The following is a 26375-nucleotide window of genomic DNA, read 5'->3' as shown; positions in this document are numbered from 1 at the left end:
GACCTGCCGCCCGTCGCGCCCGTCAACCGCCGCAAGCGCGAGCGGCCGCCGCTGGCGCCGGCCACGCGCTCGTCGCCGATCACGCGCGCCGCGCTGCTGGCCTATCTGTTCCTGATCATCTACGCCAGCTGGTTCCCGTTCTCCGGCTGGCATAACCAGGGGTTGTCGCCGCTCATCTTCCTGGAAACCATGAAGATGCCGCGTTACTGGACCCTGTTCGACGCCATCACCAACGTCATCGGCTACATCCCGCTCGGCACGCTGACCGTGTACGCGCTGTACCCGCGCATCAAGGGCATCTGGGCGCTGCTGATCGCCGCCGCCTGCGGCGCACTGGTCTCCGGCACCATGGAAGCGGTGCAAACCTACCTGCCGACCCGAGTCTCCTCCAACCTCGACTTCTACACCAACGCCATCGGCTGCGCGCTCGGCGGCCTGATCGGCGTGCTGACCGTGCGCCGCCTGCTCGACCGCAGCCAGCTGCAACGCCTGCGCCGCGAATGGTTTGCGCCGCACGCCAGCCAGGGCCTGGTGCTGCTGGCGCTGTGGCCGCTGGCGCAAATCTACCCGCAAAACTTCCTGTACGGCCTGGGCCAGATCCTGCCGATCCTGTCCGACTGGCTGTCGCAACTGCTGGACATGGAAATCGACCTGGCCGGCCTGATCCGGCCGGACGTCGATCTGACCGTCGAACAATACTGGCTGTCGGAAACCATCATCACCGCCTGCGGCATGGTCGGCGCCGGCCTCACGCTGTTGTGCCTGCTGCGCAAGCCGGCCCCGCGCGGCCTGCTGGTCTGCGCCATGATTGCCGCCTCGGTGCTGGTCAAGGGACTGGCGACGGCGCTGCTGTTTTCGCCGGAAAACGCCTTCGTCTGGGTCACGCCCGGCGCCGAAGGGGGCTTTTTGATCGGCGCCATCATGCTGGCCGGCCTGACCTACGCGCCGCACGTGGCGCAACGGCGGCTGGCGGTCACCACCCTGCTGCTGGGCCTGGTCATCATCAACACCACGCCGGCCAATCCGTACTTTGTGGCCACTTTGCAAACATGGGTGCAGGGCAAGTTCCTGAACTTCAATGGCGCCGCCCAGTTCCTGTCGCTGCTGTGGCCCTTCGTTGCGGTCTGGTTCCTGTGGCTGCCGTCCCACAAGCTGAACGCCGCCAAGGTATCATAGCGGCTACAATTTCCCGAAGGTGATGCCCATGAGCGATACCCCCTACTTCAAACACCACGTCTTCTTCTGCATGAACAAGCGTGACGACGGCCGCAACAGCTGCGGCGATCACGGCGCGGAAGTCGCGCAAAAGCACGCCAAGAAGCGCTGCAAGCAACTCGACATCAACGGCCACGGCAAAGTGCGCATCAACCAGGCCGGCTGCCTGGACCGCTGCGAAGAAGGCCCGGTGCTGGTGGTCTATCCGGAAGGCACCTGGTACACCTACGTCGACACCAGCGACATTGATGAAATCATCGACAGCCACCTGGTCAACGGCCAGGTGGTCGAACGTCTGAAAATTTGACCATGAACAAGAGCGAAAAATTTATGCTGGCCGGCGCCGCCGGCCAGATGGAAGGCATCATTGATTACCCGGCCGACGATGCCGCGCCGCGCGGCGTGGCATTGGTCGCGCACCCGCATCCGCTGTACGGCGGCACCATGGACAACAAGGTCGCCGTCACGCTGATGCGCACCTTCGTCAACCTCGGCTACGTGGTGGCGCGCATCAACTTCCGCGGCGTCGGCAAGTCCGAAGGCGTGCACGACCACGGCCAGGGCGAAACCGACGACATGGCCATCCTGCACCAATGGATGACCGGGAAATATCCGGACCTGCCGGTGGCGCTGTCGGGCTTCTCGTTCGGCACCTATGTGCAGTCGCAACTGGGCCAACGCCTGGCCGCCGCCGGCACGCCGGCCGAGCGCCTGGTGCTGGTGGGCGCCGCCGCCAAGAAATGGGCGATGGCCGATATTCCTGCCGACACCATCCTGATCCACGGCGAACAGGACGACACCATCCCGCTGACGGACGTGCTGGACTGGCTGCGCCCGCAGGAGATTCCGGTCATCGTCATCCCCGGCGCCGACCACTTCTTCCACCGCAAACTGGGCCACATCAAGAGCTGGGTCACGCAGCTGTGGGGCGGCGCCGGCTTAACCGAGGCTGAAACGGACACCGCAAGCGCGGATTAAGCATCTATAATTATTGCGCTTCCAACTTTTCACCGAACACGACCACATGAAAAAACTTATCGCGGCACTGGCCACCAGTGTGATGTTGATGACCTCGGCCGTGGCGCAAACGCTGCCGGCCCCGACCATCGCCGCCAAATCCTGGCTGCTGCTGGATGCCACCAGCGGCCAGATCATCGCCTCGCAAGACCCCAACGCCCGCGTCGAACCGGCCTCGCTGACCAAGATCATGACCGCCTACGTGGTGTTCGGCGCGCTGCGCGACAAGAAGGTCGACCTCAAGCAGATGGTCAACGTTTCCACCAAGGCGTGGAAGGTCGATACCAGCTCGTCCAAGATGTTCATCGATCCGGCCACCCCGGTCAGCATCAACGACCTGCTGTACGGCCTGATGGTGCAGTCGGGTAACGACGCCGCCGTGGCGCTGGCCGAAGCCGTTGCCGGCGACGAGTCCGCGTTTGTGGTGATGATGAACAAGGAAGCCCAGCGCCTGGGCCTGACCTCGACCCACTTCGCCAATCCGCACGGCCTGCCGTCGCCGGAAAACTATTCGACCGCACAAGACCTGTCGGTGCTGGCCAAGCGCGTGATCCTGGACTACCCGGAGTTCTACAAGATTGATTCGGTCAAGAGCTTCACCTACAACAAGATCACCCAGCCGAACCGCAACCGCCTGCTGTGGCTGGACCCAACGGTGGACGGCATGAAAACCGGCCACACCGAAGCGGCCGGCTACTGCATGATCGCCTCGGCGCACCGTCCGAATGGCGCCGGCGAGCGTCGCCTGATCTCGGTGGTGCTGGGCACCTCGTCGGACCAGGTCCGCACGCAGGAAAGCCAGAAGCTGCTGAACTGGGGCTTCCAGAACTTCGATACGGTCAAGCTGTACTCGAAAGGCCAGGCGATCGCCACGCCGGAAATCTGGAAAGGTTCCAAGAGCAACGTCAAGATCGGCTTTGCGCAGGACGTGATGGTGACCGTGCCGAAGGGCGTGGCAGGCAAGATGAAGCCGGCGCTGGAACGCAAAGACCCGCTGGTGGCGCCGTTGGCTGAAAACAGCCGCGTCGGCACGCTGAAGATGGTGGTGGACGGCAAGCCGATGCTGGAACTGCCGGTGGTGGCGCTGGAGACGGTGGAACAAGCCTCGATCTTCGGCCGCGCCTGGGATTCGATCCGCCTCTGGCTGAAATAACACTTCATTCCCGCGTAGGCGGGGATCCATAGGCCGCTCATCCCGGCCGCTCTGCATGGATTCCCGCCTGCGCGGGAACGACATCAGTCGGCGCCGGTATGCCGCATTGATTCCTGCGCCCACTGGAACGCAGCCTGCCCAACACCGGGCAGGCTGTCGATGTCCAGCGCCTGCTCCACCTTGTCGCGCTGCAGCAGCAACACCATCGTCAGATACGGGCCGTAGACGCCCTCATTCCCCAGCAACACCTCGCGGATGTCATCCGACAGATGCATCTTGCCGACCAGACTGGCCATCGGCAGGCCAGCCGGTCATACTATAATTCTTGCCTCTCACTTAACCTTGGAAAGCTTCCCATGACCGATTTGTCCTGCCCTTCCCTCGTCACCTACCAAGGCGGCCTGACGCTGTCGCGCATCGTGGCCGGCATGTGGCGCATGAATGAATGGAACCTGACGCCGCAGCAGCGCGTCGAATGGATCGAGCAGGCGCTGGCCATGGGCGTGACCAGCTTCGACCACGCCGATATCTACGGCGGCTATGGCGTCGAAGCCACCTTCGGCGAGGCGCTGGCCCTGCAGCCTTCGCTGCGCGACAAGATGCAACTGGTCAGCAAATGCGGCATCAAGCTGATCTCCGAGGCGCGTCCCGATCACACCATCCAGCACTATGACACCAGCGCCAGCCACATCATCGCCTCGGCCGAAAACTCGCTGTGCCAGCTGCGCACCGACCACCTGGACCTGCTGCTGATCCACCGTCCCGACCCGCTGATGAATTTCGATGAAATCGCCGGCGCCTTCGAACGCCTGCGCCAGGATGGCAAGGTCAAGCATTTCGGCGTGTCCAACTTCAGCCGCCACCAGTTCGAGAGCCTGAACCGCCGCATCGCGCTGGCCACCAACCAGGTGGAGTTCTCGCCGCTGTGCGTGGCGCCGATGTTCGACGAAACCTTCGACGGCCTGCAAGACCTGGGCGTGGCGCCGATGATCTGGTCGCCATTGGCCGGCGGCCGCCTGTTCAGCAGCGACGACACCGCCGGCGTGCGCGTGCGCGCGGTGATCCAGCAGGTGGCCGACGAGCTGCAACGGCCGTTCGGCAGCGTGGTGTTTGCGTGGATTATGCAGCTGCCGAGCCGTCCGGTGCCGTTGACTGGCTCCGGCCGTATCGCGGCGGTGAAAGAAGCGGTGGAAGCGACCCAGTTCAGCCTGAGCCGCAGCCAGTGGTTTGAGATCCTGCGCGCGGCCCGTGGCCACGAGGTGGCGTAAGCGTCGTTCCCGCGCAAGCGGGAACCCATGCGCCGCAAGGCAAGAGGCATCGCATCGATTCCCGCCTGCGCGGGATGACGTTGGCACTATTCGTCGTCGTACACGACCGGCGGGGCGATGCCCGTCCAGCCGGTCTTCCACGCCGCGTTCAGCGCCAGCGTGAATGCAATGTAGACCGCGAAGAACAGCACGAAGTACGCCGTCAGCAGCCAGGCCAGCAGGCCGAGATTAATCAGCAGCACCACCAGCGCCGCCCAGCTCTTCTTCTGCTTGGAGCTCGGGAAGCGCACGGTCGACACCATCAGGCTGCCGACCACGAACAGCAGCAGCACCACCAGGCTGCCATGCAGCACCGACGAGGCCGCATCCGGCCAGGCCACCACCACCGACGCCACGCACGCCGCCCCGGCCGTGATCGGCATGCCGACGAAGTAGCGCGGATCGGTGCGGCCCACATTCACATTGAAGCGCGCCAGCCGCAGCGCGCCGCAGGCCACGAAGAAGAAGCTGGCAACGCCGCCCAGGCGCAGCAGCGTCGGATGGTCAAGACCCAGTCGCTGGAAACCATAGCAGTACAGCAGCAGGCCCGGCGCGCAGCCGAAGTTCATCACATCGGCGATCGAATCGAGCTGCATGCCGAAGTCGGACTGGGTATTGGTGGCGCGCGCCACCATGCCGTCCAGCGCGTCGAACACGCCGGCCAGCACCAGCAATACGGCGGCCAGGCGGTAATCGCCGGCATCGCCGATAAAGGCATTGTCGACCGAGATGACGATGCTGCCGAAACCGCAGGCGATCGACATCAGGGTCACCATGCTGGGCAGGGCAAATTTGGCGCGCTGCATGCGCTGGTGGTGTAGAGGCTTCAAAACAGGGGCATTCCTAAAGAAACGACAAGCTTACCATTTTTAATAACGCTAACGCGTGCTGCGGTTTTGGAAACCGACATAGAATCGGCCGCAAGGCATAGGAGTTCATCATGAAAAATTGGCGTCTGCGGCTGGCCGCATGGCTGGTTGCGTCGCTGCTGGCCGCTTGCGGCGGTGGCGGCGGGAGCGACAGCACCAGCGTGACCGGCCCGGCGACCACGGCGCCGCCGCTGACGCTGGAGCCGGGCGCGCCGGCGATGACCGGCAACACCGCCATCGACGGCTTTAACTGGATCAACTACCGGCGCGCGCAACTGGGCTTGTCCGTGCTGACACGCAACAATCAGATCACGGCCGCGGCACAGGGCCATTCCGATTACCAGCGCATCAACAACACCATCACCCACGAAGAGACCTCCGGCCTGCCCGGCTTTACCGGCGTGGGGCTGGTCAACCGCCTGAACGCCGCCGGCTACACCTTGACCAGCTCGTATGCCGCCGGCGAAGTGATCTCGGCCACCAGCGACCCGTCCGGCTTTTACCAGGCTGAACAACTGATCACCGCCATCTACCACCGCTTCGTCATCTTCGAGCCGGTGTTCCGCGAACTGGGCACCGGCGCCGCCACGGCCAGCGGCGGCACCACTTATTTCACCGCCGACTTTGCCGTGCGCAACAGCTTCAGCGGATTGGGCGCCGGGCGCTTCGTCACCTACCCGCGCAACCAGCAGACCAAGGTGCCGGTCAACTTCTTCAGCGACACCGAATCGCCCGACCCGGTGCCCAACCAGAACGAAGTCGGCTACCCGATCAGCCTGCATGCGGACAGCTACGGCAGCGTGCCCGGCACGGTGGTGGTGCAAAGCTTCACGGTGGCGCCACGCGGGGCTGCCGCGCTGAGTACGCGCTTACTCAGCTATGCCGCCGGCACCAACGGCACCACCAGCACCGCCGCCGCCATCGTGCCGCTGGCGCCGCTGAAAAGCGCCACCACCTACGACGTCAATTTCACCGGCACGGTGGGCGGCGTCGCCGTCAACACCAGTTGGTCGTTCAGCACACAATAAAGAAAGCAAGGGATGTTGCATTTTTTTAACTGCGCAAACCACCACGTCTGCTATCTTAGTGGGCAATACCTTCAGCAGAGCCGTGCACGATGACCTCAACCAGCCCGCCCCTGACACCGACCGCCCCCGCCGGCCATATCCTGCAAGTGGAAACCGGTTTGCAACAGCTGATGGGCGACCGCGAGCTGTATCTGCAAATCCTGCGCCGCTTCCGCCAGCGCTATCCGGACAGCGGCTGCGACGCCCGCAAGGCCCTCAACAGCGGCGAACCCGGCCACGCGCAACGCATCGTCCACACGCTCAAAGGCGCAGCCGGCATGATCGGCGCGCAACAGGTGTATCTGCTGGCGACGCAGCTGGAAACGCGGTGCGCCGGCCCGACCGAGGTATGGTCGGCGCCGCTGGCGCAGCTGGAGCAGGCGCTGCGCAGCCTGGTGACGGTGATCGACGAGGTGCTGGCCAGCGATCCGCAACAGATCCTGGCCGGCGAAGCGCCGGCGGCGGCCGTGGTGCCGGAGACACGCATGCTGTTGCTGCATCTGGCGCGCCTGCTGGACGAAGGCGACGGCGCGGCCATCGATGTGCTGGAGCAATCGGCGACGGTGCTGGCGGCGAGCCTGGGAGTGGAAGTGTTTCAGGAAATCACGGAAGCGGCGCACCAGTTCGATTTTGAAGCGGCGCTGGCCACCTTGCAGGCGGCAATGGCGGACTAGCGGGTAAATTCCTTTTCTTCGTCGAAGGCGTCGGCGCATTCCTTGTCGCAAAAACGGCGCACATTATCCAGCGGTTTTTCGCAGTACCAGCACGCTCCCTTGGGCGGCAGCATCTGGCGCGTGCGCGCCGGCGGGGCGGAGGTGGCGGCAGAAGGCGGCGGCATGCCGGCCCCGTCGTCCGGGACGCTCTCTTGTATCGGTTCCACGATCCCCTCCTTCCAGGCCAAGCTCAGGTAAGTTGCAAGATTACTTCAGCGGAATTGCCACAGATATGAGATTTCTCAACGGTTGCATGAAACCGCAGATCCGTTTGCGACGATCAATAATAGCAGGTTACATGCGACGACCACATCCACCCTCGGTGCCAATATTTTCAATGAAAAAGGGCGAGGCGATAGTACGGCAAGCCGCGCGCCTGCCCGTATAATCGGGGCACGTTTATCATCCTGTCAGGAAAGCACGCATGTCAGATTCATCGCTTAGCCCGCTCCTGTCCGCGCGCGTGCTCGGACTGGCCCAGCTGGGATTGATCGTCCTCGACATCAACCAGCAGATCGTCATGTGGAACCAGTGGATGGCCAGCCGTTCAGGCAAGTCGGCGCACCGGGTGCTGGGCCAGGACCTGTTCGACCTGTACGGCGAACTGCGCGGCCAGCGGCTGGAGCAGGCGGTACACAGCGCGATGCAGAGCAACCTGCCGCAGCAGTTATCGCCGGCGCTGAATCCGTCGCCGTTCCCGTTGTACCCGGCCGGCACCTGGGGCGGCGAACGGGTCGAACAGGCGGTGTCGGTGACGCCGTTCACCGAAGGCAAGGAGCGCTACTGCCTGATCGAAGTCAGCGACATCAGCATCATCGTCGGCCGCGAGCGCCAGCTGCGCAGCCAGGCTGAACAGCTGCGCGCGCAATCGTATGTCGACGGCCTGACCGGCATCGCCAACCGCCGCCACTTCGACGTCGCGCTCGACCGCGAACTGCGGCGCGCGCAGCGCAACGACGGCCAGCTGTCGCTGCTGCTGATGGACATCGACTCGTTCAAGGCCTACAACGACCACTTCGGCCACCAGCAGGGCGACGCCTGCCTGACCCTGGTGGCCGAAGCCTTCGCCGCCACGCTGCAACGGCCGGCCGACCTGGCGGCGCGCTACGGCGGCGAAGAATTCGGCGCCGTGCTGCCGGACACCAGCAGCGAACAGGCGGCGCTGGTGGCGGAAACCATCCGCGCCAAAATCGCCTCGCTCAGCATCAACCACTCGCCGGCGGCCACCCGGCAGCACGTCACCATGAGCATCGGTGTGGCCACCTTCGACAAAGACCGCTTGGCCGACGCCGCCGCCATGCTGGCCGCCGCCGACAGCTGTTTGTACGCCGCCAAGAAAGCCGGCCGCGATTGTGTCATCGTTTATCGTCAACAACAGGAGAATGCAGCATGATGTTACGCAGTGCCCTTACCTTGGCGGCCGTACTGGCCGCGCCGTATGCCCTCTCCGCACCGGCGGCCTGCACCGGCAAGGCGCCGGCTGGCGAACTGACGGCGACCCGTATCGCCGCCGCCAACTCAACCCGCAGCGAACCCGGCTTGTACGAAGGGCCTGTGTGGATCAAGGATGCGCTTTACTTCTCCGACTTCACATTTGGGCCGGGCTTCCCGTCGCGCATCATGAAGCTGGACGCCAGCGGCAAAGTCAGCGTGGCGATCGAGGACAGCGGCAGCAACGGCCTGGCCACCGACGGCCACGGCAACATCATCGCCGCTACCCACAAGTGGAAATCGGTCTCGCTGTACACGCTGGACGGCAAGCGCAGCGACCTGGTCAGCAAGTTTGAAGGCAACGTGTTCAACTCGCCGAACGACATGGCGATGGCGTCGGACGACACGCTGTACTTCAGCGATCCGGACTTCCAGCGCACCGCCGCGCCGGGCGGCCAGGACAAGACGCGCGTGTACCGCGTGGGCACCGACGGCAAGGTCACGGTGGTGGATGACACGCTGAAAAATCCGAACGGCGTATCGCTGTCGCCGAAGGCAGACGTGCTGTACGTGAACGGCATGGTGGGCGAGCACGGCGTGCTGCGCGCGTACCCGATCGTCAACGGCGTGCCGCAGGCAGGCAAGGATCTGGTCGAGCAGCTGGGAATACCGGACGGCATGGCGGTGGACTGCTACGGCAACATCTACGTCAGCGAGCACACCGACAAGCGCCTGCGCGTCTTCACGCCGGCGGGCAAGCAGATCGCCACCATCAAGGTCGACGCCAACGTCACCAACGCCGCCTTCGGTGGCGCCGACGGCAAGACCCTCTACATCACCGGCGCCGGCGCGCTGTGGCAACTGAAGCTGGACGTGACCGGTTCGCCGTACTAAACCACTCCTGGTCAGGTCCTGAACCTTGCCCTCATGAGTTGACGTTCGCGATACGAGATCTCAGTTCATTGGAACGTGGCTAACGGCGTTGGCGGTGCCAACAATCCCATTCAATGCAAAAAGGATTGAAATGGTGAATATTCGGTAGATTGCATGGAGATTTATTTGGTATGATTTTCCCAAAGGGAACACTACAACTACTCAGCCGCTATGCGGCGGGCATGATTGGCGACTCGATCATGCCCGCAGCGTAGCGGCTGAATAGTCAGGACCAGCAAACGCAACCGCGCTCCCGCCACTGAACGGCAGGCAGGCTACAGCGGTCAACTTATCGAACATCCCAAACAGGGGAAACCATATGATTTACGTTGTAGGCATGAGCCATTCAATCGCTCTGGTGAATGCTGTTGCCGCTGGAGACAGCGGGGTATCCCAATATAATTACACCTTGCAGTCAGCCACCAGCTTCCAGCCGGTACCCATCAAGCCAGGCATGCTACCGGGCGACGAGATGGCAGCGCTGGTGCTGTCGGGGCAGGGCTGGCAGCCGCTAGCCACCATGAACGACGCGGGCAGCGCCACCCGCTACGTGCAAGGCCATCCCGAATTCACCGCCGCGCTCGATGCGTTGCGTCCGCTTCAGGAAAACAGCTGCATCCTGTCCTTCGTGGACGGTAACAGCCACTCCGCCTTGTCAGCGCTGCAGCACCCAGTGCCGTACGACTTTGTCCTTCCAGGCCACGAAGACTGGGGCATGCAACCCGGCTTCCAGCCTTTGCCGCCGGGGCTGATACGGCGCCACATTCTACCTTATCAACTTAATACCATCGCGGCGCTGGCCCTGATGCGCATCGCGCTGCCGCAGGCCCGCATCATCCACGTGCTGCCGCCACCACCGTCGCACGCCGAACGCTTCCTGATCTCCCCGGAGGCGTTCGGCGACCGCGTGTCCCAGTTCGGCATCACTCCTATCCTGGTCCGCCGAAAATATCACGTCATGGCCAACCGCATCATACAACAGGAAACGCAAAGCTTCGGCATCGAATTACTGGAGGCGCCGCGCGCATGCTACGACACCGACGGCACCTTATTGACGCAGTACGTCGAGGGCGCCACACACGGCAATACAGCCTACGGCGCGCTGGTGGCGGAACAAATTCGCAATCTATTCTGACTGGAGCGCCCGCATGCATCCCTATTCCGATCTTCCGGACCAAAACTTCTGGCGCCGCTTCGTACCACCGCGGCCGTGGCGCGACTTGCCGTTGGCGCAAGCGAAATTCCGCATCAGCCGTAGCGACGCCATTAGCACCGCTGGCAGCTGTTTTGCCCAGCACATCTCGCGCTATCTGCGCGAGGCCGGCATCGCTACCTTCCGCGCTGAAGCAGCACATCCGTTAGCGCATGAACTGGGCGGCGAAGTGGCCAGCTACGAGCGCTTCCCTGCCCGCTACGGCAACATCTACACGGCGCGTCAATGCCTGGAGCTGTTCCGCCAGGCGTTTGGTATGATCCCTGTGATCCACGACTATGCCGAAGAAAAAGGCCGCTATTACGACTTGATGCGGCCGAATGCGATCCCGGACGGTTTCGGTTCGGTGGCTGAAGCACAGGCCGACCGCCAGTACCACCTGGCTTGCGTACGTCATATGTTCATGCAGTCCAATGTGTTCATCCTGACGCTGGGATTAACCGAGTGCTGGTACCACGCGGAGCAGGGCCACACCTATCCGGTCTGCCCAGGTACCGCGCGCGGCAAATATGATCCGCAGCTGCATCAGTTCCGCAACATGACGCATGCCGAAGTCACTGCCGACCTGGAACAATTGATCACCAGCCTGCAGACCGTCAACCCGGCGCTGAATCTGATTCTGACGGTGTCGCCGGTGCCACTGGTGGCGACCTACACCAACCAGAACGTGCTGGTGGCGTCGAGCTATTCAAAGTCGGTGCTGCGCGCAGCAGCGGGCGAGGTCGAGATGCGCTACAACCATGTTGCCTACTTCCCGTCCTACGAGATCATCAGCCACGCGGGTTCCTACGGGCAATATCTGGAAAGCGATTTGCGCGAGGTGACAGAACGCGGGGTACAGCACGTGATGACTCACTTCCTGGAGACGTATCTGATGCCGGTCGCCGCAACGGCTGCTGCTGCATCGGCGCCAGCGCCGGCGCCGGCGCCAGCAGCCTTTGTGCACGCACCAGTACTGGACACCAAGGCGGAATGTGAAGAAATCTTCAACGATCTGGGGCACCCGCAGGGCGGCGCGCCAGCGGCGGCGACCTAGCATCCCCCGCCAACTCACGGAGCTGGCTGGGACTGCCAAATAGTGGCCCCGCCGCTGCTCCCGAAGAAGGCTAGCGACAGGGTCAAAACGGCGGCGCCCACCCTCAAGCTGCAGGCCAGCGGTCCGACGACGACCTCGCCCGAGCAGCATGCCACCTCGCCGCCGGCGAGAGTGTCGGCGCCTGAGCGCGCACATTCAGCGTTTCGGGAGCCAACGCTCGGCATTGCTTGGCGTCGATTTATTTTCCGATACAGAAGCGGCTGAAGATGACGCCCAGCAGGTCGTCGGAGGAGAAGGCGCCGGTGATGCTCGACAGCTGAACTTGCGCCAGCCGCAGTTCTTCGGCGAACAGGTCCAGCGACTGGTCGTTCTGCGCCGCGTGTTCGCCGGCGCGGGCCAGGTGGGCGCCGGCGTTTTTCAGCGCGATCAGGTGGCGTTCGCGCGCCAGGTACAGCGATTCGCCGGTCTGCTGCCAGCCGGCGATGCGCAGCAGTTCCTTGCGCAGCAAATCAATCCCGACGTGGTCGTGCGCCGACAGGTAGATGTGGGTGGCGTCTTCCATCACGTCCACCGCCGGCTTGTGGCCGGACAAATCAATCTTGTTCCAGATGCGCAGCACCGGCACGCCGTCCGGGAACGCGGCCGTGATGTTTTCATCGGCGCGCGACGGGCCGTGGTCGGCGTCCAGCAGGTGCAGGATGACGTCGGCCTTGCCGACCTCGCCCCAGGTGCGCTCGATGCCGATGCGCTCCACCACGTCCACCGCCTCCTCCGGCGCGCGGATGCCGGCGGTGTCGATGATGTTGAGCGGAATGCCTTCGATCTGGATCGTCTCGGTCACCTTGTCGCGCGTGGTGCCGGCGATTGGCGTGACGATCGCCACGTCATTGCCTGCCAGCGCATTCAGCAGCGACGATTTGCCGACGTTCGGCTGGCCCACCAGCACCACGTTCAGCCCCTCGCGCAGCAGCGCGCCTTGCGCCGCCTGCTTGAAGACCTGCTCCAGCGCGGTGACGATGCGCTTCAGTTGCCCGCGCGCGTCGGATTTTTCCAGGAAGTCGATTTCCTCTTCCGGGAAATCCAGCGTGGCTTCCACCAGCATGCGCAGGTTGGTGACGCTGCCGACCAGCGTATTCACGGTTTTCGAAAACGCGCCCGACAGCGATTGCGACGCCGATTTGGCCGCCGCTTCGGTCGAGGCGTCGATCAGGTCGGCCACCGCTTCGGCTTGCGCCAGGTCGAGCTTGTCATTGAGGTAGGCGCGGCGGGTGAATTCGCCCGGCTCGGCCAGCCGCAGGCCGAGGTCTTCGCCCGCTTCCAGCACGCGCGCCAGCAGCATTTGCAGCACGACCGGGCCGCCGTGGCCTTGCAGTTCCAGCACGTCTTCCCCGGTGTACGAGTTCGGGCCCTTGAACCAGATGGCGATGCCCTGGTCGATGATGCTGCCGTCGGCCTGCTTGAACGGGATGTAGGTGGCGTGGCGCGGCTTGAGCGCGTCGCCGCCGAACAGCGCGCCGATCAGCGCCTGCAGGTTTTTGCCGGAGGCGCGCACGACGCCGATGCCGCCGCGCCCCGGTGCGGTGGCGATGGCGGCGATAGGGGAAGAGTCGAGGTTCATAAACGGATTGTAAGGTAAATAAAAAAAGCCCGCGATCAACACGGGCTTTTAGGCAACAGCTTGCGGCGCTTACGCCTTGGCAGGCGCCGGCGTACCGAATTTCTTGGAAATCACATACTGTTGAGCAATCGACAGCACGTTGTTCACCACCCAGTACAGCACCAGGCCGGACGGGAAGAAGAAGAACATCACCGAGAACGCCAGCGGCATGAACAGCATCATCTTGGCTTGCATCGGATCAGCCGGCGCAGGGTTCAGCTTGGTCGTGATGAACATCGAGATCGCATACAGCACCGGCAGGATCGCATACGGATCGTGCTGGGCCAGGTCGGTGATCCAGCCGATCCACGGTGCGCCGCGGATTTCCACCGCCGATTGCAGCACGTAGTACAGCGAGATGAACACCGGCATCTGCACCAGGATCGGCAGGCAGCCGCCCAGCGGATTGATCTTCTCCTGCTTGTACAGCTCCATCGTGGCCTGGTTCATCTTGGCCGGATCGCCTTTGTAGCGCTCGCGGATGGCTTGCATCTTCGGCGTCACCAGCTTGACCTTGGCCATGCTGCGGTAACCGGCAGCCGACAGCGGGAAGAACAGCAGCTTGATCAGGATGGTGAACACAATAATGGTCCAGCCCCAGTTACCCAGCAGCGAGTGGATGTAGTTGATCACGGCAAACATCGGCTTGGCGATCATCGCCAGGAAGCCGTAGTCGCGCACCAGGATCAGGCCCGGCGCGGTCTGTTCCAGCAGCTTGGCTTCCTGCGGGCCGGAGAACAGCTTGGCGTCATTGCTGACGGTCGCGCCCGGCGCGATCGTGCCCAGCGGCTGCTTGACGGCGATGCCGTACACATTGGTATCGATCTTCGAGGTCTCGATTTCATGCATCAGCTTGGGCTGCGGAATGAAGGCCGAGACGAAGAAGTGCTGCGAAATCGCGATCCAGCCGTTGTCGGCCTTGGTGGCGTGGTCCTGCACCACCGGCTTGCCGGTCTTGGCCGCTTCGGCCGCTTCTTTTTCCAGCGTGTCGAACTTCAGCTTCTCGTAGTGCTTTTCTTCGGTGTACAGCGTCGGACCGGTGTAGCTGCTGTTGAAGAACGAGTCGCCGGCCGGCTTGTTGCCATCGTGCGCCAGGCGCAGGTACAGCGTCGGGCTGACCGGCGCGGCGCCGACGTTGGTCACGTCATGGCGCACATCGATCACGTAGTCGTTGCGCTTGAAGGTGAAGGTCTTGGTCAGCTTGACGCCGCCCTCTTCCGATTCCAGCACCAGTTGTACCTGGTTGCCGTTGTCCAGCATGCGCGGACCTGGCTTGGCCACGAACGGGCTGGTGTGATTAGGCAACGCGCCCGACGGGCCGTACAGGCCGGTCTGGGCCAGATAGGTCTTGCCGATGCCAGCGTCGACGTCAAACAGCACCACGTTCTTGGTGTTGTCGCCCGGCTCGCACCATTTGAACAGGCCGCCGCAGCCGCCGAACCAGCCCGGATGGCCGTTTTCCTTGAATTTCAGCAGTTCCAGGCGCTTGATGACACCGCCCTGGGTGTCGATGTCGGCACGGACCACGTCGGTGGTGATGGTGATGCGCTCGGCCTTGAACGGCGCGGCATCGGCAGCGGTGGCGCCGGCAGTGGCAGCCGCTCCTGGCACGGCGGAGGCGGCAGCACTGGCGGCGGCGTCGGCTTTTTTCGCCTCCGCCACCTTGGCGGCCGGCGGCGCCGGTGCAAACATCGATGGATGGCCGGTCGAGACTTGCCAGTTGTTCCACAGAACAACCAGCGACACCGCGAACACGATCCACAGAATGGTACGTTTATTGATATCCATTAGGTATTTTCAGGAGTGGTTGCAACCGCAAGCGGTCGTTGAAGAATTCGATTTGCCGCCGGCCGGGGGCACAGGGTCGAGCCCGCCCTCGTGCCACGGATGGCAGCGGCAGACGCGCTTGACGGCCAGCCAGCTGCCCTTGCCGGCGCCGTGCACTTGCAACGCTTCCAGCGCATAGTTTGAGCAGCTCGGATAAAACCGGCAGCTCGGCGTCATCATCGGGCTGATGGCCAGTTGATAGAAGCGCAAGAGGAAGCGGAGCACGGTTTTCATGGCGACCCAGGTGGAGGCGGCGGCGTTGAAGGCAAGCCCGGCTTGCCAGGCGCCACGACCAGTTTGGCCTGGGCCGCGAACAGACGCGTCAATTCCACCCGCAAGGCTGCTTTCAGCTTTGCAGTGGTGGCCGGGCCATCCTTGCTGTTGACCGGCTTGGCCAGGCGCACCACGCAGTCGACCGGCGGCAGCCCGGTCACGCGGAACAGTTCGCGGGTGACGCGCTTGATCGTGTTGCGGGTGGCGGCACGCGGCGCAAAGCGCTTGGCCACCACGACGCCCAGCCGCGCATGCGGCAATTGGTTGGGACAGGTGTACAGCACGAAGTGCGCGGTTTTTTGGCTGGGGCGCAAACGAAAAACGGATGAAAATTCATCCGTTTTAACGATACGCCGAGCGCGCGCGAAGTCGTGTGAACCTTCGCCTGTCAAGCCGCTGTTGATGCAGCTGTCCACGCGATCAGCTAACAAGCTAATGGCTTATACAGCCAGACGCTTGCGGCCTTTGGCGCGGCGTGCGTTCAGCACTTGACGGCCACCACGGGTAGCCATGCGTGCGCGGAAACCGTGGGTACGCTTACGGCGTACAACGGAAGGTTGGTAAGTACGTTTCATGTTGGTCTCGCTTAAAGCAAAAAAAATGCAAAATCGGGTCAGACGGCCCGTCAGTTTTTGGTGCCAATGACACTTCGCGCACCTATGCCAACGCTATCCGGCACAAGCTGGGTCCATCTCATCGCCCGCTAAATCCTCGCTACTCCATATCGCTATCCATGTGAAGAAACAAGGAATACGGGCGGGGAACCCTGAATTATCAGCATTTCGTCCCCGCTTGTCAACAACTGACTGCCCCATCCAGCCATCGCCGGCGGCCGGCGGCGGCGAAAAAATCCTGACGTGCCTGTGGATAACTTAGGCGAGCGAGAGTAGAATAGCGCGTTACGTGTGAAAAACTTCAAAGTTGCCCACACCCTTATACAGTAAGAACACAGATCGTAGATTCATGGAAAATTTTTGGCAGACCTGCTCCGCCCAGCTGGAGCTGGAGCTGACGCCGCAACAATTCAGTGCCTGGATTAAGCCGCTTATCCCCCTCGATTACGAGGCGGGCAAGCTGCGTGTGGCCGCACCCAACCGCTTCAAGCTGGACTGGGTGAAGACCCAGTTCGCCAGCCGCATCACGGCGCTCGCGTGCCAGTACTGGGAGCAGCCGACCGAAGTGCAGTTCGTGCTCGATCCGCGCCTGTCGGCGCCGAAAAAAGTCGCGACCACCGCACCGGTCCCGGACGTCAACGGCGGCGCGCCGAGCAACAACGCCCGCCTGGCGCTGGGCGATCCGGCGCCGTCGGTGCCGGAAATGCCGGCCTCGGCCCAGCCGCGACGCGAACAAAGCCGCATCAATACCGACCTGACCTTCGACAGCTTCGTCACCGGTAAGGCCAACCAGCTGGCGCGCGCTGCCGCCATCCAGGTGGCGAATAACCCGGGCGTGTCGTATAACCCGCTGTTCTTCTACGGCGGCGTGGGCCTGGGTAAGACCCACTTGATCCACGCCATCGGCAACCAGGTGATGGCCGACCAGCCGGGCGCGCGCATCCGCTACATCCACGCCGAGCAGTACGTGCGCGACGTGGTGACCGCCTACCAGCGCAAGGGTTTCGACGACTTCAAGCATTACTACCACTCGCTGGACATGCTGCTGATCGATGATATTCAATTCTTCGGCGGCAAGAGTCGTACCCAGGAAGAATTCTTCTACGCGTTTGAAGCCCTGATCGCCGCCAAGAAGCAGATCATCATCACCTCGGACACCTATCCGAAAGAGATCACCGGCATGGATGACCGCCTGATCTCGCGCTTCGATTCCGGCCTGACGGTCGCCATCGAACCGCCGGAACTGGAAATGCGGGTGGCGATTCTGCTCAAGAAAGCCAAGCAGGAAGGCGTGACCTTCTCGGATGACGTCGCCTTCTTCGTGGCCAAGCACCTGCGCTCCAACGTGCGCGAGCTGGAAGGCGCGCTGCGCAAGATCCTGGCGTACTCGCGTTTCCACGGCAAGGACATCACGATCGACATCGTGAAGGAAGCGCTGAAAGACCTGCTGTCGGTGCAGAACCGCCAGATTTCGGTGGAAAACATCCAGAAGACCGTGGCCGACTTCTTCAACATCAAGGTGGCGGACATGTATTCCAAGCGCCGGCCGGCCAATATCGCCCGCCCGCGCCAGATCGCCATGTACCTGGCCAAGGAACTGACGCAGAAATCGCTGCCGGAAATCGGCGAACTGTTCGGCGGCCGCGACCACACCACCGTGCTGCACGCGGTGCGCAAGATCGCCCTCGACCGCACCAAAAATCCGGAATGCAACCACGAATTGCACGTATTGGAACAAACCTTAAAAGGCTGAGCATACGCGCCGTCATTCCGTCGTTCGCCGGGATGACGGTGCGGCAAGGCTAGCGGCACGGCTGGTTTGGCTTTATCATTTAGTCAAACCTGTCCGCCTGCTCACAAGGCAAAAGTATCAAAAAACATCATTAAATTTTTACTGAGGATAAGCTATGCAATTGGTCAAAACCACCCGTGATACGCTACTCCGGCCACTGCAGATCGTGAGTGGTATTGTCGAGCGTCGGCACACTATGCCGATTCTGGCCAATATCCTCATCCGCAAAGAGGGCGAGAGCGTATCCTTCCTGTCGACCGACACCGAAGTCCAGATCACCACCATCGCTGAAATCGGCTCCGGCGCCGACGTCACCGGCACCACCGTGGCCGCGCGCAAGCTGCTCGACATCCTGCGCGCGCTGCCGGAATCGGGCGACGTCACCATCACGCTGCAAAACAAGCGCCTGGCCGTGGCCTCGGGCAAATCGCGCTTCGCCCTGCAAACCCTGGCGGCGGAAGAATTCCCGACCGTGCAGCAAGCCGATAGCTACAGCGCCACCGTCACCCTGCCGCAGAAAACCCTGAAGCACCTGTTCAACATGGTGCACTTCTCGATGGCCCAGCAGGACATCCGCTACTACCTGAACGGCCTGCTGCTGGTCCTGGACGGCAACAACGTGATCGCCGTGGCCACCGACGGTCACCGCCTGGCGTTCTGCCAGGTGGAAACCGAGCAATCATTCGCGCGCCAGGAAGTCATCATCCCGCGCAAGACCATCATCGAACTGCAGCGCCTGCTGGAAGAAAACGACGAGCCGGTGCAGCTGGACATCGCCGCCAACCAGGTCAAGCTGACCTTCGCCGACATCGAGCTGATCTCGAAACTGGTGGAAGGCAAGTTCCCCGACTACACGCGCGTGATTCCGAAGGGCTACAAAAACGAATTCACCATCGGCCGCGATGAACTGCTGCGTTCGCTGCAACGCGCCGCCATCATGACCAGCGACAAATTCAAGGGCGTGCGCTGCATCATCGCGCCGGGCGTCATGAAGATCAGCTCGACCAACGCCGACCAGGAAGAGGCCGTGGAAGAACTGGAAATCGACTACGGCGGCGACAGCGTCGACATCGGCTTCAACGTCACCTACCTGCTGGACGTGCTGAACAACCTGAAATGCGACCAGATCAACATCGCGCTGGGCGACTCGAACTCGTCGGCGCTGATCTCGATCCCGGAAAATACCGACTTCAAGTACGTCGTCATGCCGATGCGCATTTAATCGCACCACCGCCGTCGCCCCGGCGCACGCCGGGGTCCATAGAACGCATGCTCAGCATGGATTCCCGCCTCCGCGGGAATGACGTCCCAGTAATACACGCATATTGATTGAGAAAGCAGCACATGTCCGAAGAGAATGCAGTCCCCGCGGTAAAGAATGATGAATACGGCGCCTCCTCGATCCAGATCCTGGAAGGTCTGGAAGCAGTCCGCAAACGTCCCGGCATGTACATCGGCGACACCTCGGACGGCACCGGTCTGCACCACCTGGTGTTCGAGGTGCTGGACAACTCGATCGATGAATCGCTGGCCGGCTATTGCACCGAGATCCACGTCACCATCCACTCCGACAACTCGATCTCGATCACCGACAACGGCCGCGGCATTCCGGTCGGCCTGAAGATGGACGACAAGCACGAGCCGAAGCGCTCGGCGGCCGAAATCGTGCTGACCGAACTGCACGCCGGCGGCAAGTTCGACCAGAACTCGTACAAAGTCTCCGGCGGCCTGCACGGCGTCGGCGTGTCGTGCGTCAACGCCCTGTCCAAGCTGCTGCGCGTGACCATTCGCCGCGACGGCAAAGTGCACGAAATGGAATTCGTGCGCGGCGTGGCGCAAGACCGCCAGCTGGAAACCCGCGACGGCGTGCTGGTCTCGCCGATCAAGGTCATCGGCGAAACCGACAAGCGCGGCACCGACGTCCACTTCTGGGCCGACGAAGAAATCTTCACCCACGTCGAATTCCACTACGAAATCCTGGCCAAGCGCATCCGCGAACTGTCGTTCCTGAATAACGGCGTCAACATCAAGCTGACCGACCAGCGCACCGGCAAGGAAGAACTGTTTGCGTTCGAAGGCGGCACCCGCGGCTTCGTCGAATACATCAACAAAGCCAAGACCGTGCTGCACCCGACCGTGTTCCAGGCCACCGGCGACCGCATGTCGGACCAGAACACCAACATCTCGGTCGACGTCTCGATGCAGTGGAACGACGCCTACAACGAACAGGTGCTGTGCTTCACCAACAACATCCCGCAGCGCGACGGCGGCACCCACCTGACCGGCCTGCGCGCGGCGATGACCCGCGTCATCAACAAATACATCGACGAGCACGACTTCGCCAAGAAAGCCAAGGTCGAGATCTCCGGCGACGACATGCGCGAAGGCCTGACCTGCGTGCTGTCGGTGAAGGTGCCTGAGCCGAAATTCTCGTCGCAGACCAAGGACAAGCTGGTGTCTTCCGAAGTGCGCGGCCCGGTCGAAGAGATCGTCGCCAAGACGCTGTCGGACTACCTGCAGGAAAAACCGAACGACGCCAAAATCATCTGCGGCAAGATCGTCGAAGCGGCGCGCGCGCGCGAAGCGGCCCGCAAGGCACGCGACCTGACCCGCCGCAAAGGCGTCATGGACGGCCTCGGCCTGTCGTCGAAACTGGCCGACTGCCAGGAACGCGACCCGGCGCTGTGCGAACTGTACATCGTCGAGGGTGACTCCGCAGGCGGCTCGGCCAAGCAAGGCCGCGACCGCAAGTTCCAGGCCATCCTGCCGCTGCGCGGTAAAGTGCTGAACGTGGAAAAGGCGCGCTTTGAAAAAATGCTGTCGTCGGAACAGATCACCACGCTGATCGCCACGCTCGGCACCTCGATCGGCCCGGACGAATTCAACGTCGAAAAACTGCGCTACCACCGCATCATCATCATGACCGATGCGGACGTCGACGGCGCCCACATCCGCACCCTGCTGCTGACGCTGTTCTACCGCCAGATGCCGGAACTGGTCGAACGCGGCCACATCTACATCGCCCAGCCGCCGCTGTACAAGGTCAAGGCCGGCCGCGACGAGCGTTACCTGAAGGACGACGCCGAAGAAGCGACCTACATGATGAACGTGGCGCTGAACACCGCCGTGCTGACGCCGCGCGAAGGCGCCGAGCCGATCCAGGGCGAAGCGCTGGGCGAACTGGTACGCCAGTTCAACCTGGCCAACGTCATCATGACACGCCTGACGCGCATGATCGACCGCGCCGCGCTGACCGCCATCATGACCGGCGTGACGCTGGACCTGAGCACGCAGGAGGCCGCCGAAGCCTCGGCGCGCGCGCTGGAAGACAACATCAACGACATCGCCGTCAAAGTCTCGGTGCGTTCGGACGAACTGAACGAACAGCACCTGCTGTGGGTTGAGCGTATGCACCACGGTAACGTCAAAGTCAGCTCGATCGACGCCGACTTCGTGCGCAGCGCCGACTACCGCGTGCTGGCCGAAGCCGCCGCCACCTTCACCGGCCTGCTGGGCGAAGGCGCCTACGTGCGCCGCGGCGAAGGCGAGCGCACCAAGGAATCGGCCGTGGTCGACTTCCACCAGGCGATGCAGTGGCTACGCGACGAGTCCGAACGCGTGGTATCGAAACAGCGCTACAAAGGTCTGGGCGAGATGAACCCGGAACAGCTGTGGGAAACCACCATGGACCCAACCGTCCGCCGCCTGCTGAAGGTGCAGATCGAGGATGCGATTGCTGCGGATCAGATCTTCACCACCTTGATGGGTGATGACGTGGAACCACGCCGTGCGTTCATTGAGAACAATGCGCTGCGGGCGGGGAATATCGACGTTTAAGCGACGACGCTTAATTGAAGACGCCACCGTCATTCATGATTGTGGCGTTTTTGTTTGTGCCTCAAAAACTCTTAGAAATTATTCAATGTAACAAACGAGGTAAGTTCAACGTATTTCACACTCACCGCCGCGTCCAGTACGCTGGCGTCATCAGTAAGCAACGCCCCCTTCTCTAATAAGTTATATCGCGGCCTGCCAGCCGCCGCGAATTTCGCCAATGCCGGCGCCGTGCTGGTTGTAGTATCCTTAATCAATGTAGAGTGAGAAGAGCCCAACGGTTTCCTAGGCGGTGGTGCTTACATGATACTGTGCCACAGGACTCCCCGTGCACCGTGCTAAGGTAGCGATAGACGACACGACTGCAGCGAATCAGGTTTTCAAGGCGTTAATTCTAGATATATGAAGTCGCCCCACTGCATATTATCGATACGCTGCATGGTGAAAATATTTACAACCACTTTATAGGCTGTTTTTTTAACAGCCTTTTTTGGTGAATCACAACTAGGGTTTTTCTGTTGTTCGCAGTATTTCTTTAACTATATTAGCTATGCTACGTGCAAGCAACGGAGGAACCGCATTACCTACTTGATGGTATTGCTGAGTCTTATTCCCCTGAAAAAAATAATTATCGGGGAAAGTTTGGAGTCGTGCGGCCTCCCGTACAGTTAAACTTCTACATTGAGATGGATCAGGATGAATAAAATAATGCCCATCTTTAGCTATATGGCTTGTAATAGTAGTAGACGGTGCATTTTTTCGCTGCACCCTAAAGCGGTCTGAAAATTTTCCACTTTTCCAATTTTTATGATTGGGGGCAAGCCCACTAAGTGAAAAATTTTCATGACCTGTGGGCGATCGGTTATTTAGTCGAGCATAGGTTGCGGCAAATGCGTAGCGCCGAAGGTCACTTGACATATGACTTCTGGCTTCGTGATTTAGCCAAACCTTTAGTTGTGCATCCAAATACCAGTCCGGAGCATAATTAAGTGATCGTCGCTTATTCTTCTTGGGCAAACGTAACTGCCCTTGAGTCAAATTCTTACGAACTTGCCTCGCGGATTTTTTTAAGCTTGCGGCCAACCGCCGCATTTTCTTATGATCGGCATCCTGCGCAAGTTCATTTAAATGTGCTCTTACGGTTTCTGCCCATAAGTCGTTCGAATCCACAGTCTTTGTGGCTCGGCTACGGAGTTTGGGTAAATCAGATATCACTGAAGCGACCGTTACCTGTGCAGAAGTATTTAACCTTGTGAAATCGACATTAATATCCTCTCGAATACCGAGTAAAATTACTCGATGCCTTGCTTGAGGAATACCATAATCTTCAGATTTAACGACGAACTGTCTGGGATCAATCTCGGCAGGATCCATGCCGGACTGATAATGAGTATCGGATACTAACGAATGAATACGATATCCAGGTTGGCCTGTTCCCTCATGGAACACTCCGTCAGGGTCCGACAAATCACGCAAGATATCATGAAATATCTTCCCTCCTGAAATTTTTGCAGAAAGAATACCTAAAACGTTTTCCATTACAAAAACAGGAGGTCGACGGTCACGGATAATCCTGAGATATTCTTTATAAAGAAAATGTCGATGATCATTTTCCGGCTTATAACTCGGAGTACCGCTATTTCTAGCACGACCAACAATTGAATATGCTTGGCAAGGCGGTCCGCCAATTAATACCCACGGCTCCGTGTGCTTAAGATGCTCATCCAAGCACAAATCTAACGCATCATTGTCTGCCTTAACCCCCAAGGTTAAGCACCTTGCTTCCAACCCGGCCTCCTCCCAAGACTTTTGTGAGTCTCGATCGTACGGAAGTTCGGCTTCACCGTTGCAAAATCTATAGTATCCCGCCAGAGCTCGAGCGTCATCACGAATTAATCGAAAAAAACTTCTGAGACGTAAAGTCGCATGTGCAGACTGCTCCATCTCCGCTGAGACAAGTATCTTAAAAACTTGACCGCTGTCTAACGAAGAAAACCCTTCCCCAAGCCCCCCTGGACCTGCAAAGAGGTCGACGATTTTTATGGTCATGTATAGTTTCAGGCAAAGTATGCCAATATGGCTTTATATTACAACCCGTAATCATAACAACAAAAACCATCCGGCACATCACGTAAAGCACAAATCTATGTATGCATTTACGCTCTTAGCACCGCACCGTGCAATAAGCGCAACTCACATCATGCTATTTTTGCAAGTCCACTGCTATTTACCCTCGAATGGGTTGGGCATAGAGCTCTTCCTGCCATCGCCCCCAGAAGTCAAGCCCGATCTTAGATCGTTAGCTTTGCGCTTCCGTCAGGCAGTAATTCTTGAAGCAAATCCCGAAGCATACCGGTGAAATTTCGTGACTATTACGAGCGCTTCCAAACGACAACCACGAAAAACTGCCTGCCAGCGAGACAACGCCAGCAAATATAGATCATTACGCCAGTTAGGGTCATCATCTGACTAGATACGTCAACTTCGGATCATAGAAGTTAGGAATCGCTCTCGGTTAATTGCAGACCGATAGCTAATAATTTATTACCATGAGTAGCTATTTCTTGCCCTATGCAATCTGCTTTAAGGTAACATTAGTAGCAAAACAGAAATGAGGCTTTATGACTACCAAAGCGATTACCTCAGTATCCGATCTAATCGGCGAGTTGCGAGCAATCACAGTCCCGAATTGTGGTCCGCAGTGGTTCCGCGGTCACGCCAATGCTGATTGGAAACTGCAACCAAACTATGACAGATTGAAGAAACCTGTAGGAGAAATCGAACTATTAGGACGATTTAGACAAAATGCAAATTTGTTATTGGAGAAAGCTCCCGCCATGCCTTACGACTTCGGCTGGATGTTTCTGATGCAGCATTATGGAGTTCCAACTCGCCTTCTGGATTGGACCGAAAATCCTCTGATTGCACTTTATTTTGCGGTGGAAGACAAAAAATCGAAAAAAGATGGAGCTCTGTGGGTTCTATTTCCCCACGAATTAAACAAACTGTCAACAGAATCTAGAGTGTATATCCCGTCGTTTGAAGACGACTGGTTAGCGAATTATTCGGTTATTTCTTATAGCAAGGGAAAAGATAACGGAATACTTCCTATCGCTGTAATCGCGACAAGAAATAATCCAAGAATTCAAGCGCAACTAGGTGTATTCACGATAAGTCATCTAAAGAAAACGCCAATAGAAGAAATTGACAGTAAATCGCATTGCTTAAAATTTACTATTCCATCAAAAAATAAAAACAACATTAGAGAAGAGCTAAAAATATTAGGAATTAACCGATTTCAAGTTTTTCCTGAACTTTCAAGCATAGGTCAAGAGCTAAAGGATACGTTGAAATGAATATAATCGAGACTAGCGCCTTGGCTCATAGCACTATTCAGAGTATATACAATGAATGGGACCTAATTTTAAGGGATCCACCATATCAAAGAAATGGAGAAGTATGGTCTTTGGAAAAAAAACAACTTTTAATTGATTCTATTATTAACCGTTACGACATACCTAAAATTTATTTTCATAAGTATAGTCGAGCAGAAGCAAAAAAAAGAAAAAAAGAATACGCGATAATAGATGGTCGGCAAAGACTAGAAAGCATCGTAAAATTTATTGAAGGAAGCTTTCCGTTAAGTGAATACTTTGAATATTTTGAAGATCCCAAAGTTAGAGCTGCAGGAATGACTTACAACGAGCTCGCCCAAAAATATCCAAAAATTAAAAGCCGCTTTGACGCATTTAGCTTACCGATAATTACCGTTCAGACAGATGACATCGAATTAATAGAAGATATGTTTTCTAGACTAAACGAGGCAGTTCCACTTAATTCAGCAGAAAAGCGGCGTGCAATTGGGGGAGATCTTGTTAAAGCTATTGACGCGGTATCATGTCACGATTTCTTTCAAAAAAAAGTCAGATTCAATGATAAGCGTCTACAAAAAAAAGAAGTGGCTGTTAGGCTTTTGTATGTCGCTCATAATCTTCGAGAAGACAAAATAATCGATACAAAAAAGCCTTTCTTAGATAGTTTTACAAAAGACTTTAAAAATGGAAACACCAAATATGTGAAAAATTTAAAAGACGAAGTAGAGAGACTTTTGGATAATATTACACCTATTTTTCTTGATCGAGACGTTTTGCTGCAAGCGCAAGCTTCAATTGTCATTTACGCATTCGTATTTTCTATGCTTCAGAGAAAATCGCTGACGCATAAATTTACGCGATCTAAATTAGATAAATTCAATAAACTCAGATTAGATAACCGGTCAAAAGCAGAGTTAGATATTTCCAAGGCTAATTTTGACTTACTGGAATTTGATCGTCTATCCCAGCAAGGGACAAATGATGCAAACTCGATTCGGGAACGGTGGCGCATTTTATGTTCATGGCTATCATCACAACGATAAATTAATA

The 26375-nt window shown here is 59.1% G+C and carries 25 protein-coding genes; 16 read left to right on the top strand and 9 right to left on the bottom strand.

Translation table 11 applies throughout. The features are described 5' to 3' along the window. The first annotated feature begins 3 nt into the window (after positions 1 to 3). Genes GTP55_RS26385 through GTP55_RS26370 form a run of 4 tightly spaced genes read left to right on the top strand, consistent with a single transcriptional unit; the run spans position 4 to position 3385 of the window. Positions 4 to 1176 carry a VanZ family protein gene (locus GTP55_RS26385; RefSeq protein ID WP_161047768.1) on the top strand — a complete coding sequence of 391 codons (1173 nt, stop codon included), beginning with the start codon at positions 4 to 6 and terminating at the stop codon, positions 1174 to 1176. A gap of 28 nt (positions 1177 to 1204) precedes the next feature. Further along, the gene (locus GTP55_RS26380; protein WP_110845716.1) at positions 1205 to 1522 is read left to right on the top strand and encodes a (2Fe-2S) ferredoxin domain-containing protein; all 318 of its coding nucleotides are present in this window, start codon (positions 1205 to 1207) and stop codon (positions 1520 to 1522) included. Between the two features lie 2 nt (positions 1523 to 1524). Then, the gene (locus tag GTP55_RS26375; RefSeq protein ID WP_161047762.1) at positions 1525 to 2193 is read left to right on the top strand and encodes an alpha/beta hydrolase; all 669 of its coding nucleotides are present in this window, start codon (positions 1525 to 1527) and stop codon (positions 2191 to 2193) included. Positions 2194 to 2239: 46 nt separating this feature from the next. Then, positions 2240 to 3385: a D-alanyl-D-alanine carboxypeptidase family protein gene (locus tag GTP55_RS26370; protein WP_161047761.1), complete on the top strand. Its 1146-nt coding sequence runs from the start codon at positions 2240 to 2242 to the stop codon at positions 3383 to 3385. 83 nt (positions 3386 to 3468) lie between these two features. Here the strand turns inward: GTP55_RS26370 and GTP55_RS26365 are convergent, their stop codons facing one another. After that, complete coding sequence (locus tag GTP55_RS26365; RefSeq protein WP_229258174.1) at positions 3469 to 3681, bottom strand: hypothetical protein; 213 nt, start codon at positions 3679 to 3681, stop codon at positions 3469 to 3471. Positions 3682 to 3741: 60 nt separating this feature from the next. On the opposite strand from GTP55_RS26365, the gene GTP55_RS26360 reads away from it, so the two are divergent. Next, positions 3742 to 4653 (top strand): aldo/keto reductase, encoded by a 912-nt coding sequence (locus GTP55_RS26360; protein WP_202423873.1) that lies wholly within the window; start codon positions 3742 to 3744, stop codon positions 4651 to 4653. Positions 4654 to 4739: 86 nt separating this feature from the next. Here GTP55_RS26360 and pssA read toward each other — a convergent pair whose 3' ends face one another. Next, positions 4740 to 5498 carry a CDP-diacylglycerol--serine O-phosphatidyltransferase gene (pssA, locus tag GTP55_RS26355; protein WP_161047767.1) on the bottom strand — a complete coding sequence of 253 codons (759 nt, stop codon included), beginning with the start codon at positions 5496 to 5498 and terminating at the stop codon, positions 4740 to 4742. Positions 5499 to 5632: 134 nt separating this feature from the next. Between pssA and GTP55_RS26350 the strand changes: the two genes are divergently transcribed. Beyond that, a complete protein-coding gene (locus GTP55_RS26350) occupies positions 5633 to 6589 on the top strand; it encodes a CAP domain-containing protein (protein WP_161047759.1) in 957 nt (318 codons plus the stop codon). Between the two features lie 89 nt (positions 6590 to 6678). Beyond that, the gene (locus GTP55_RS26345; protein WP_161047758.1) at positions 6679 to 7302 is read left to right on the top strand and encodes an Hpt domain-containing protein; all 624 of its coding nucleotides are present in this window, start codon (positions 6679 to 6681) and stop codon (positions 7300 to 7302) included. Here GTP55_RS26345 and GTP55_RS26340 read toward each other — a convergent pair. After that, on the bottom strand, positions 7299 to 7508 hold the full coding sequence (locus GTP55_RS26340) for a hypothetical protein (RefSeq protein ID WP_161047757.1): 210 nt from the start codon (positions 7506 to 7508) through the stop codon (positions 7299 to 7301). The genes GTP55_RS26345 and GTP55_RS26340 overlap by 4 nt on opposite strands. Before the next feature lie 257 nt (positions 7509 to 7765). Between GTP55_RS26340 and GTP55_RS26335 the strand changes: the two genes are divergently transcribed. The 4 genes from GTP55_RS26335 to GTP55_RS26320 all read left to right on the top strand — a co-directional run bounded on the left by GTP55_RS26335 (position 7766) and on the right by GTP55_RS26320 (position 11954). Beyond that, positions 7766 to 8734 carry a GGDEF domain-containing protein gene (locus GTP55_RS26335; protein ID WP_161047756.1) on the top strand — a complete coding sequence of 323 codons (969 nt, stop codon included), beginning with the start codon at positions 7766 to 7768 and terminating at the stop codon, positions 8732 to 8734. Continuing rightward, a complete protein-coding gene (locus tag GTP55_RS26330; protein WP_161047755.1) occupies positions 8731 to 9666 on the top strand; it encodes an SMP-30/gluconolactonase/LRE family protein in 936 nt (311 codons plus the stop codon). The genes GTP55_RS26335 and GTP55_RS26330 overlap by 4 nt, the downstream gene beginning before the upstream one ends. Before the next feature lie 358 nt (positions 9667 to 10024). Continuing rightward, positions 10025 to 10840 (top strand): hypothetical protein, encoded by an 816-nt coding sequence (locus tag GTP55_RS26325; protein ID WP_161047754.1) that lies wholly within the window; start codon positions 10025 to 10027, stop codon positions 10838 to 10840. 13 nt (positions 10841 to 10853) lie between these two features. Next, a complete protein-coding gene (locus tag GTP55_RS26320) occupies positions 10854 to 11954 on the top strand; it encodes a GSCFA domain-containing protein (RefSeq protein ID WP_161047753.1) in 1101 nt (366 codons plus the stop codon). A gap of 238 nt (positions 11955 to 12192) precedes the next feature. Here GTP55_RS26320 and mnmE read toward each other — a convergent pair whose 3' ends face one another. The 5 genes from mnmE to rpmH all read right to left on the bottom strand — a co-directional run bounded on the left by mnmE (position 12193) and on the right by rpmH (position 16286). Further along, entirely contained in the window at positions 12193 to 13572 is a 1380-nt protein-coding gene (gene mnmE, locus GTP55_RS26315) for a tRNA uridine-5-carboxymethylaminomethyl(34) synthesis GTPase MnmE (RefSeq protein ID WP_161047752.1), read from the bottom strand. 69 nt (positions 13573 to 13641) lie between these two features. Next, positions 13642 to 15399 carry a membrane protein insertase YidC gene (gene yidC / locus GTP55_RS26310; protein WP_161047751.1) on the bottom strand — a complete coding sequence of 586 codons (1758 nt, stop codon included), beginning with the start codon at positions 15397 to 15399 and terminating at the stop codon, positions 13642 to 13644. A 9-nt stretch (positions 15400 to 15408) separates the two neighbouring features. Continuing rightward, complete coding sequence (gene yidD / locus GTP55_RS26305; protein WP_161047750.1) at positions 15409 to 15672, bottom strand: membrane protein insertion efficiency factor YidD; 264 nt, start codon at positions 15670 to 15672, stop codon at positions 15409 to 15411. Then, a complete protein-coding gene (gene rnpA, locus GTP55_RS26300) occupies positions 15669 to 16103 on the bottom strand; it encodes a ribonuclease P protein component (RefSeq protein WP_161047766.1) in 435 nt (144 codons plus the stop codon). Before rnpA ends, yidD begins: the two co-directional genes overlap by 4 nt. 48 nt (positions 16104 to 16151) lie before the next feature. Further along, complete coding sequence (gene rpmH, locus GTP55_RS26295) at positions 16152 to 16286, bottom strand: 50S ribosomal protein L34 (protein WP_040378179.1); 135 nt, start codon at positions 16284 to 16286, stop codon at positions 16152 to 16154. A gap of 388 nt (positions 16287 to 16674) precedes the next feature. Between rpmH and dnaA the strand changes: the two genes are divergently transcribed. The 3 genes from dnaA (at position 16675) to gyrB (ending at position 21954) form a co-directional block, all read left to right on the top strand. Beyond that, positions 16675 to 18078: a chromosomal replication initiator protein DnaA gene (gene dnaA, locus GTP55_RS26290; RefSeq protein WP_161047749.1), complete on the top strand. Its 1404-nt coding sequence runs from the start codon at positions 16675 to 16677 to the stop codon at positions 18076 to 18078. A gap of 154 nt (positions 18079 to 18232) precedes the next feature. Continuing rightward, entirely contained in the window at positions 18233 to 19339 is a 1107-nt protein-coding gene (gene dnaN / locus GTP55_RS26285) for a DNA polymerase III subunit beta (RefSeq protein ID WP_110845730.1), read from the top strand. A gap of 122 nt (positions 19340 to 19461) precedes the next feature. Then, on the top strand, positions 19462 to 21954 hold the full coding sequence (gene gyrB, locus GTP55_RS26280; protein ID WP_161047748.1) for a DNA topoisomerase (ATP-hydrolyzing) subunit B: 2493 nt from the start codon (positions 19462 to 19464) through the stop codon (positions 21952 to 21954). Positions 21955 to 22455: 501 nt separating this feature from the next. Here the strand turns inward: gyrB and GTP55_RS26275 are convergent. After that, the gene (locus GTP55_RS26275) at positions 22456 to 24000 is read right to left on the bottom strand and encodes a DNA cytosine methyltransferase (RefSeq protein WP_161047747.1); all 1545 of its coding nucleotides are present in this window, start codon (positions 23998 to 24000) and stop codon (positions 22456 to 22458) included. Positions 24001 to 24572: 572 nt separating this feature from the next. Here GTP55_RS26275 and GTP55_RS26270 point away from each other — a divergent pair. Both GTP55_RS26270 and GTP55_RS26265 read left to right on the top strand, forming a co-directional pair. Then, positions 24573 to 25307, top strand: coding sequence for an FRG domain-containing protein (locus tag GTP55_RS26270; protein WP_161047746.1), 735 nt, complete (start codon positions 24573 to 24575; stop codon positions 25305 to 25307). Then, complete coding sequence (locus GTP55_RS26265) at positions 25304 to 26368, top strand: DUF262 domain-containing protein (protein WP_161047745.1); 1065 nt, start codon at positions 25304 to 25306, stop codon at positions 26366 to 26368. Before GTP55_RS26270 ends, GTP55_RS26265 begins: the two co-directional genes overlap by 4 nt. Positions 26369 to 26375: the final 7 nt, after the last annotated feature.

The sequence above is a fragment of the Duganella margarita genome (genome assembly GCF_009857535.1).
Taxonomy (GTDB): Bacteria; Pseudomonadota; Gammaproteobacteria; order Burkholderiales; family Burkholderiaceae_D; genus Rugamonas; species Rugamonas margarita.
Note: the sequence above shows the minus strand (reverse complement) of the source record. Positions and strands in the feature narration are given on the sequence as shown.

Coding starts and splice junctions, on each gene's coding strand:
- GTP55_RS26380 (WP_110845716.1), top strand. CDS start 1,205: ATGAGCGATACCCCCTACTTCAAACACCACGTCTTCTTCTGCATGAAC.
- GTP55_RS26375 (WP_161047762.1), top strand. CDS start 1,525: ATGAACAAGAGCGAAAAATTTATGCTGGCCGGCGCCGCCGGCCAGATG.
- GTP55_RS26370 (WP_161047761.1), top strand. CDS start 2,240: ATGAAAAAACTTATCGCGGCACTGGCCACCAGTGTGATGTTGATGACC.
- GTP55_RS26365 (WP_229258174.1), bottom strand. CDS start 3,681: ATGGCCAGTCTGGTCGGCAAGATGCATCTGTCGGATGACATCCGCGAG.
- GTP55_RS26360 (WP_202423873.1), top strand. CDS start 3,742: ATGACCGATTTGTCCTGCCCTTCCCTCGTCACCTACCAAGGCGGCCTG.
- pssA (WP_161047767.1), bottom strand. CDS start 5,498: ATGCAGCGCGCCAAATTTGCCCTGCCCAGCATGGTGACCCTGATGTCG.
- GTP55_RS26350 (WP_161047759.1), top strand. CDS start 5,633: ATGAAAAATTGGCGTCTGCGGCTGGCCGCATGGCTGGTTGCGTCGCTG.
- GTP55_RS26345 (WP_161047758.1), top strand. CDS start 6,679: ATGACCTCAACCAGCCCGCCCCTGACACCGACCGCCCCCGCCGGCCAT.
- GTP55_RS26335 (WP_161047756.1), top strand. CDS start 7,766: ATGTCAGATTCATCGCTTAGCCCGCTCCTGTCCGCGCGCGTGCTCGGA.
- GTP55_RS26330 (WP_161047755.1), top strand. CDS start 8,731: ATGATGTTACGCAGTGCCCTTACCTTGGCGGCCGTACTGGCCGCGCCG.
- GTP55_RS26325 (WP_161047754.1), top strand. CDS start 10,025: ATGATTTACGTTGTAGGCATGAGCCATTCAATCGCTCTGGTGAATGCT.
- GTP55_RS26320 (WP_161047753.1), top strand. CDS start 10,854: ATGCATCCCTATTCCGATCTTCCGGACCAAAACTTCTGGCGCCGCTTC.
- mnmE (WP_161047752.1), bottom strand. CDS start 13,572: ATGAACCTCGACTCTTCCCCTATCGCCGCCATCGCCACCGCACCGGGG.
- yidC (WP_161047751.1), bottom strand. CDS start 15,399: ATGGATATCAATAAACGTACCATTCTGTGGATCGTGTTCGCGGTGTCG.
- yidD (WP_161047750.1), bottom strand. CDS start 15,672: ATGAAAACCGTGCTCCGCTTCCTCTTGCGCTTCTATCAACTGGCCATC.
- rpmH (WP_040378179.1), bottom strand. CDS start 16,286: ATGAAACGTACTTACCAACCTTCCGTTGTACGCCGTAAGCGTACCCAC.
- dnaA (WP_161047749.1), top strand. CDS start 16,675: ATGGAAAATTTTTGGCAGACCTGCTCCGCCCAGCTGGAGCTGGAGCTG.
- dnaN (WP_110845730.1), top strand. CDS start 18,233: ATGCAATTGGTCAAAACCACCCGTGATACGCTACTCCGGCCACTGCAG.
- gyrB (WP_161047748.1), top strand. CDS start 19,462: ATGTCCGAAGAGAATGCAGTCCCCGCGGTAAAGAATGATGAATACGGC.
- GTP55_RS26275 (WP_161047747.1), bottom strand. CDS start 24,000: ATGACCATAAAAATCGTCGACCTCTTTGCAGGTCCAGGGGGGCTTGGG.
- GTP55_RS26270 (WP_161047746.1), top strand. CDS start 24,573: ATGACTACCAAAGCGATTACCTCAGTATCCGATCTAATCGGCGAGTTG.
- GTP55_RS26265 (WP_161047745.1), top strand. CDS start 25,304: ATGAATATAATCGAGACTAGCGCCTTGGCTCATAGCACTATTCAGAGT.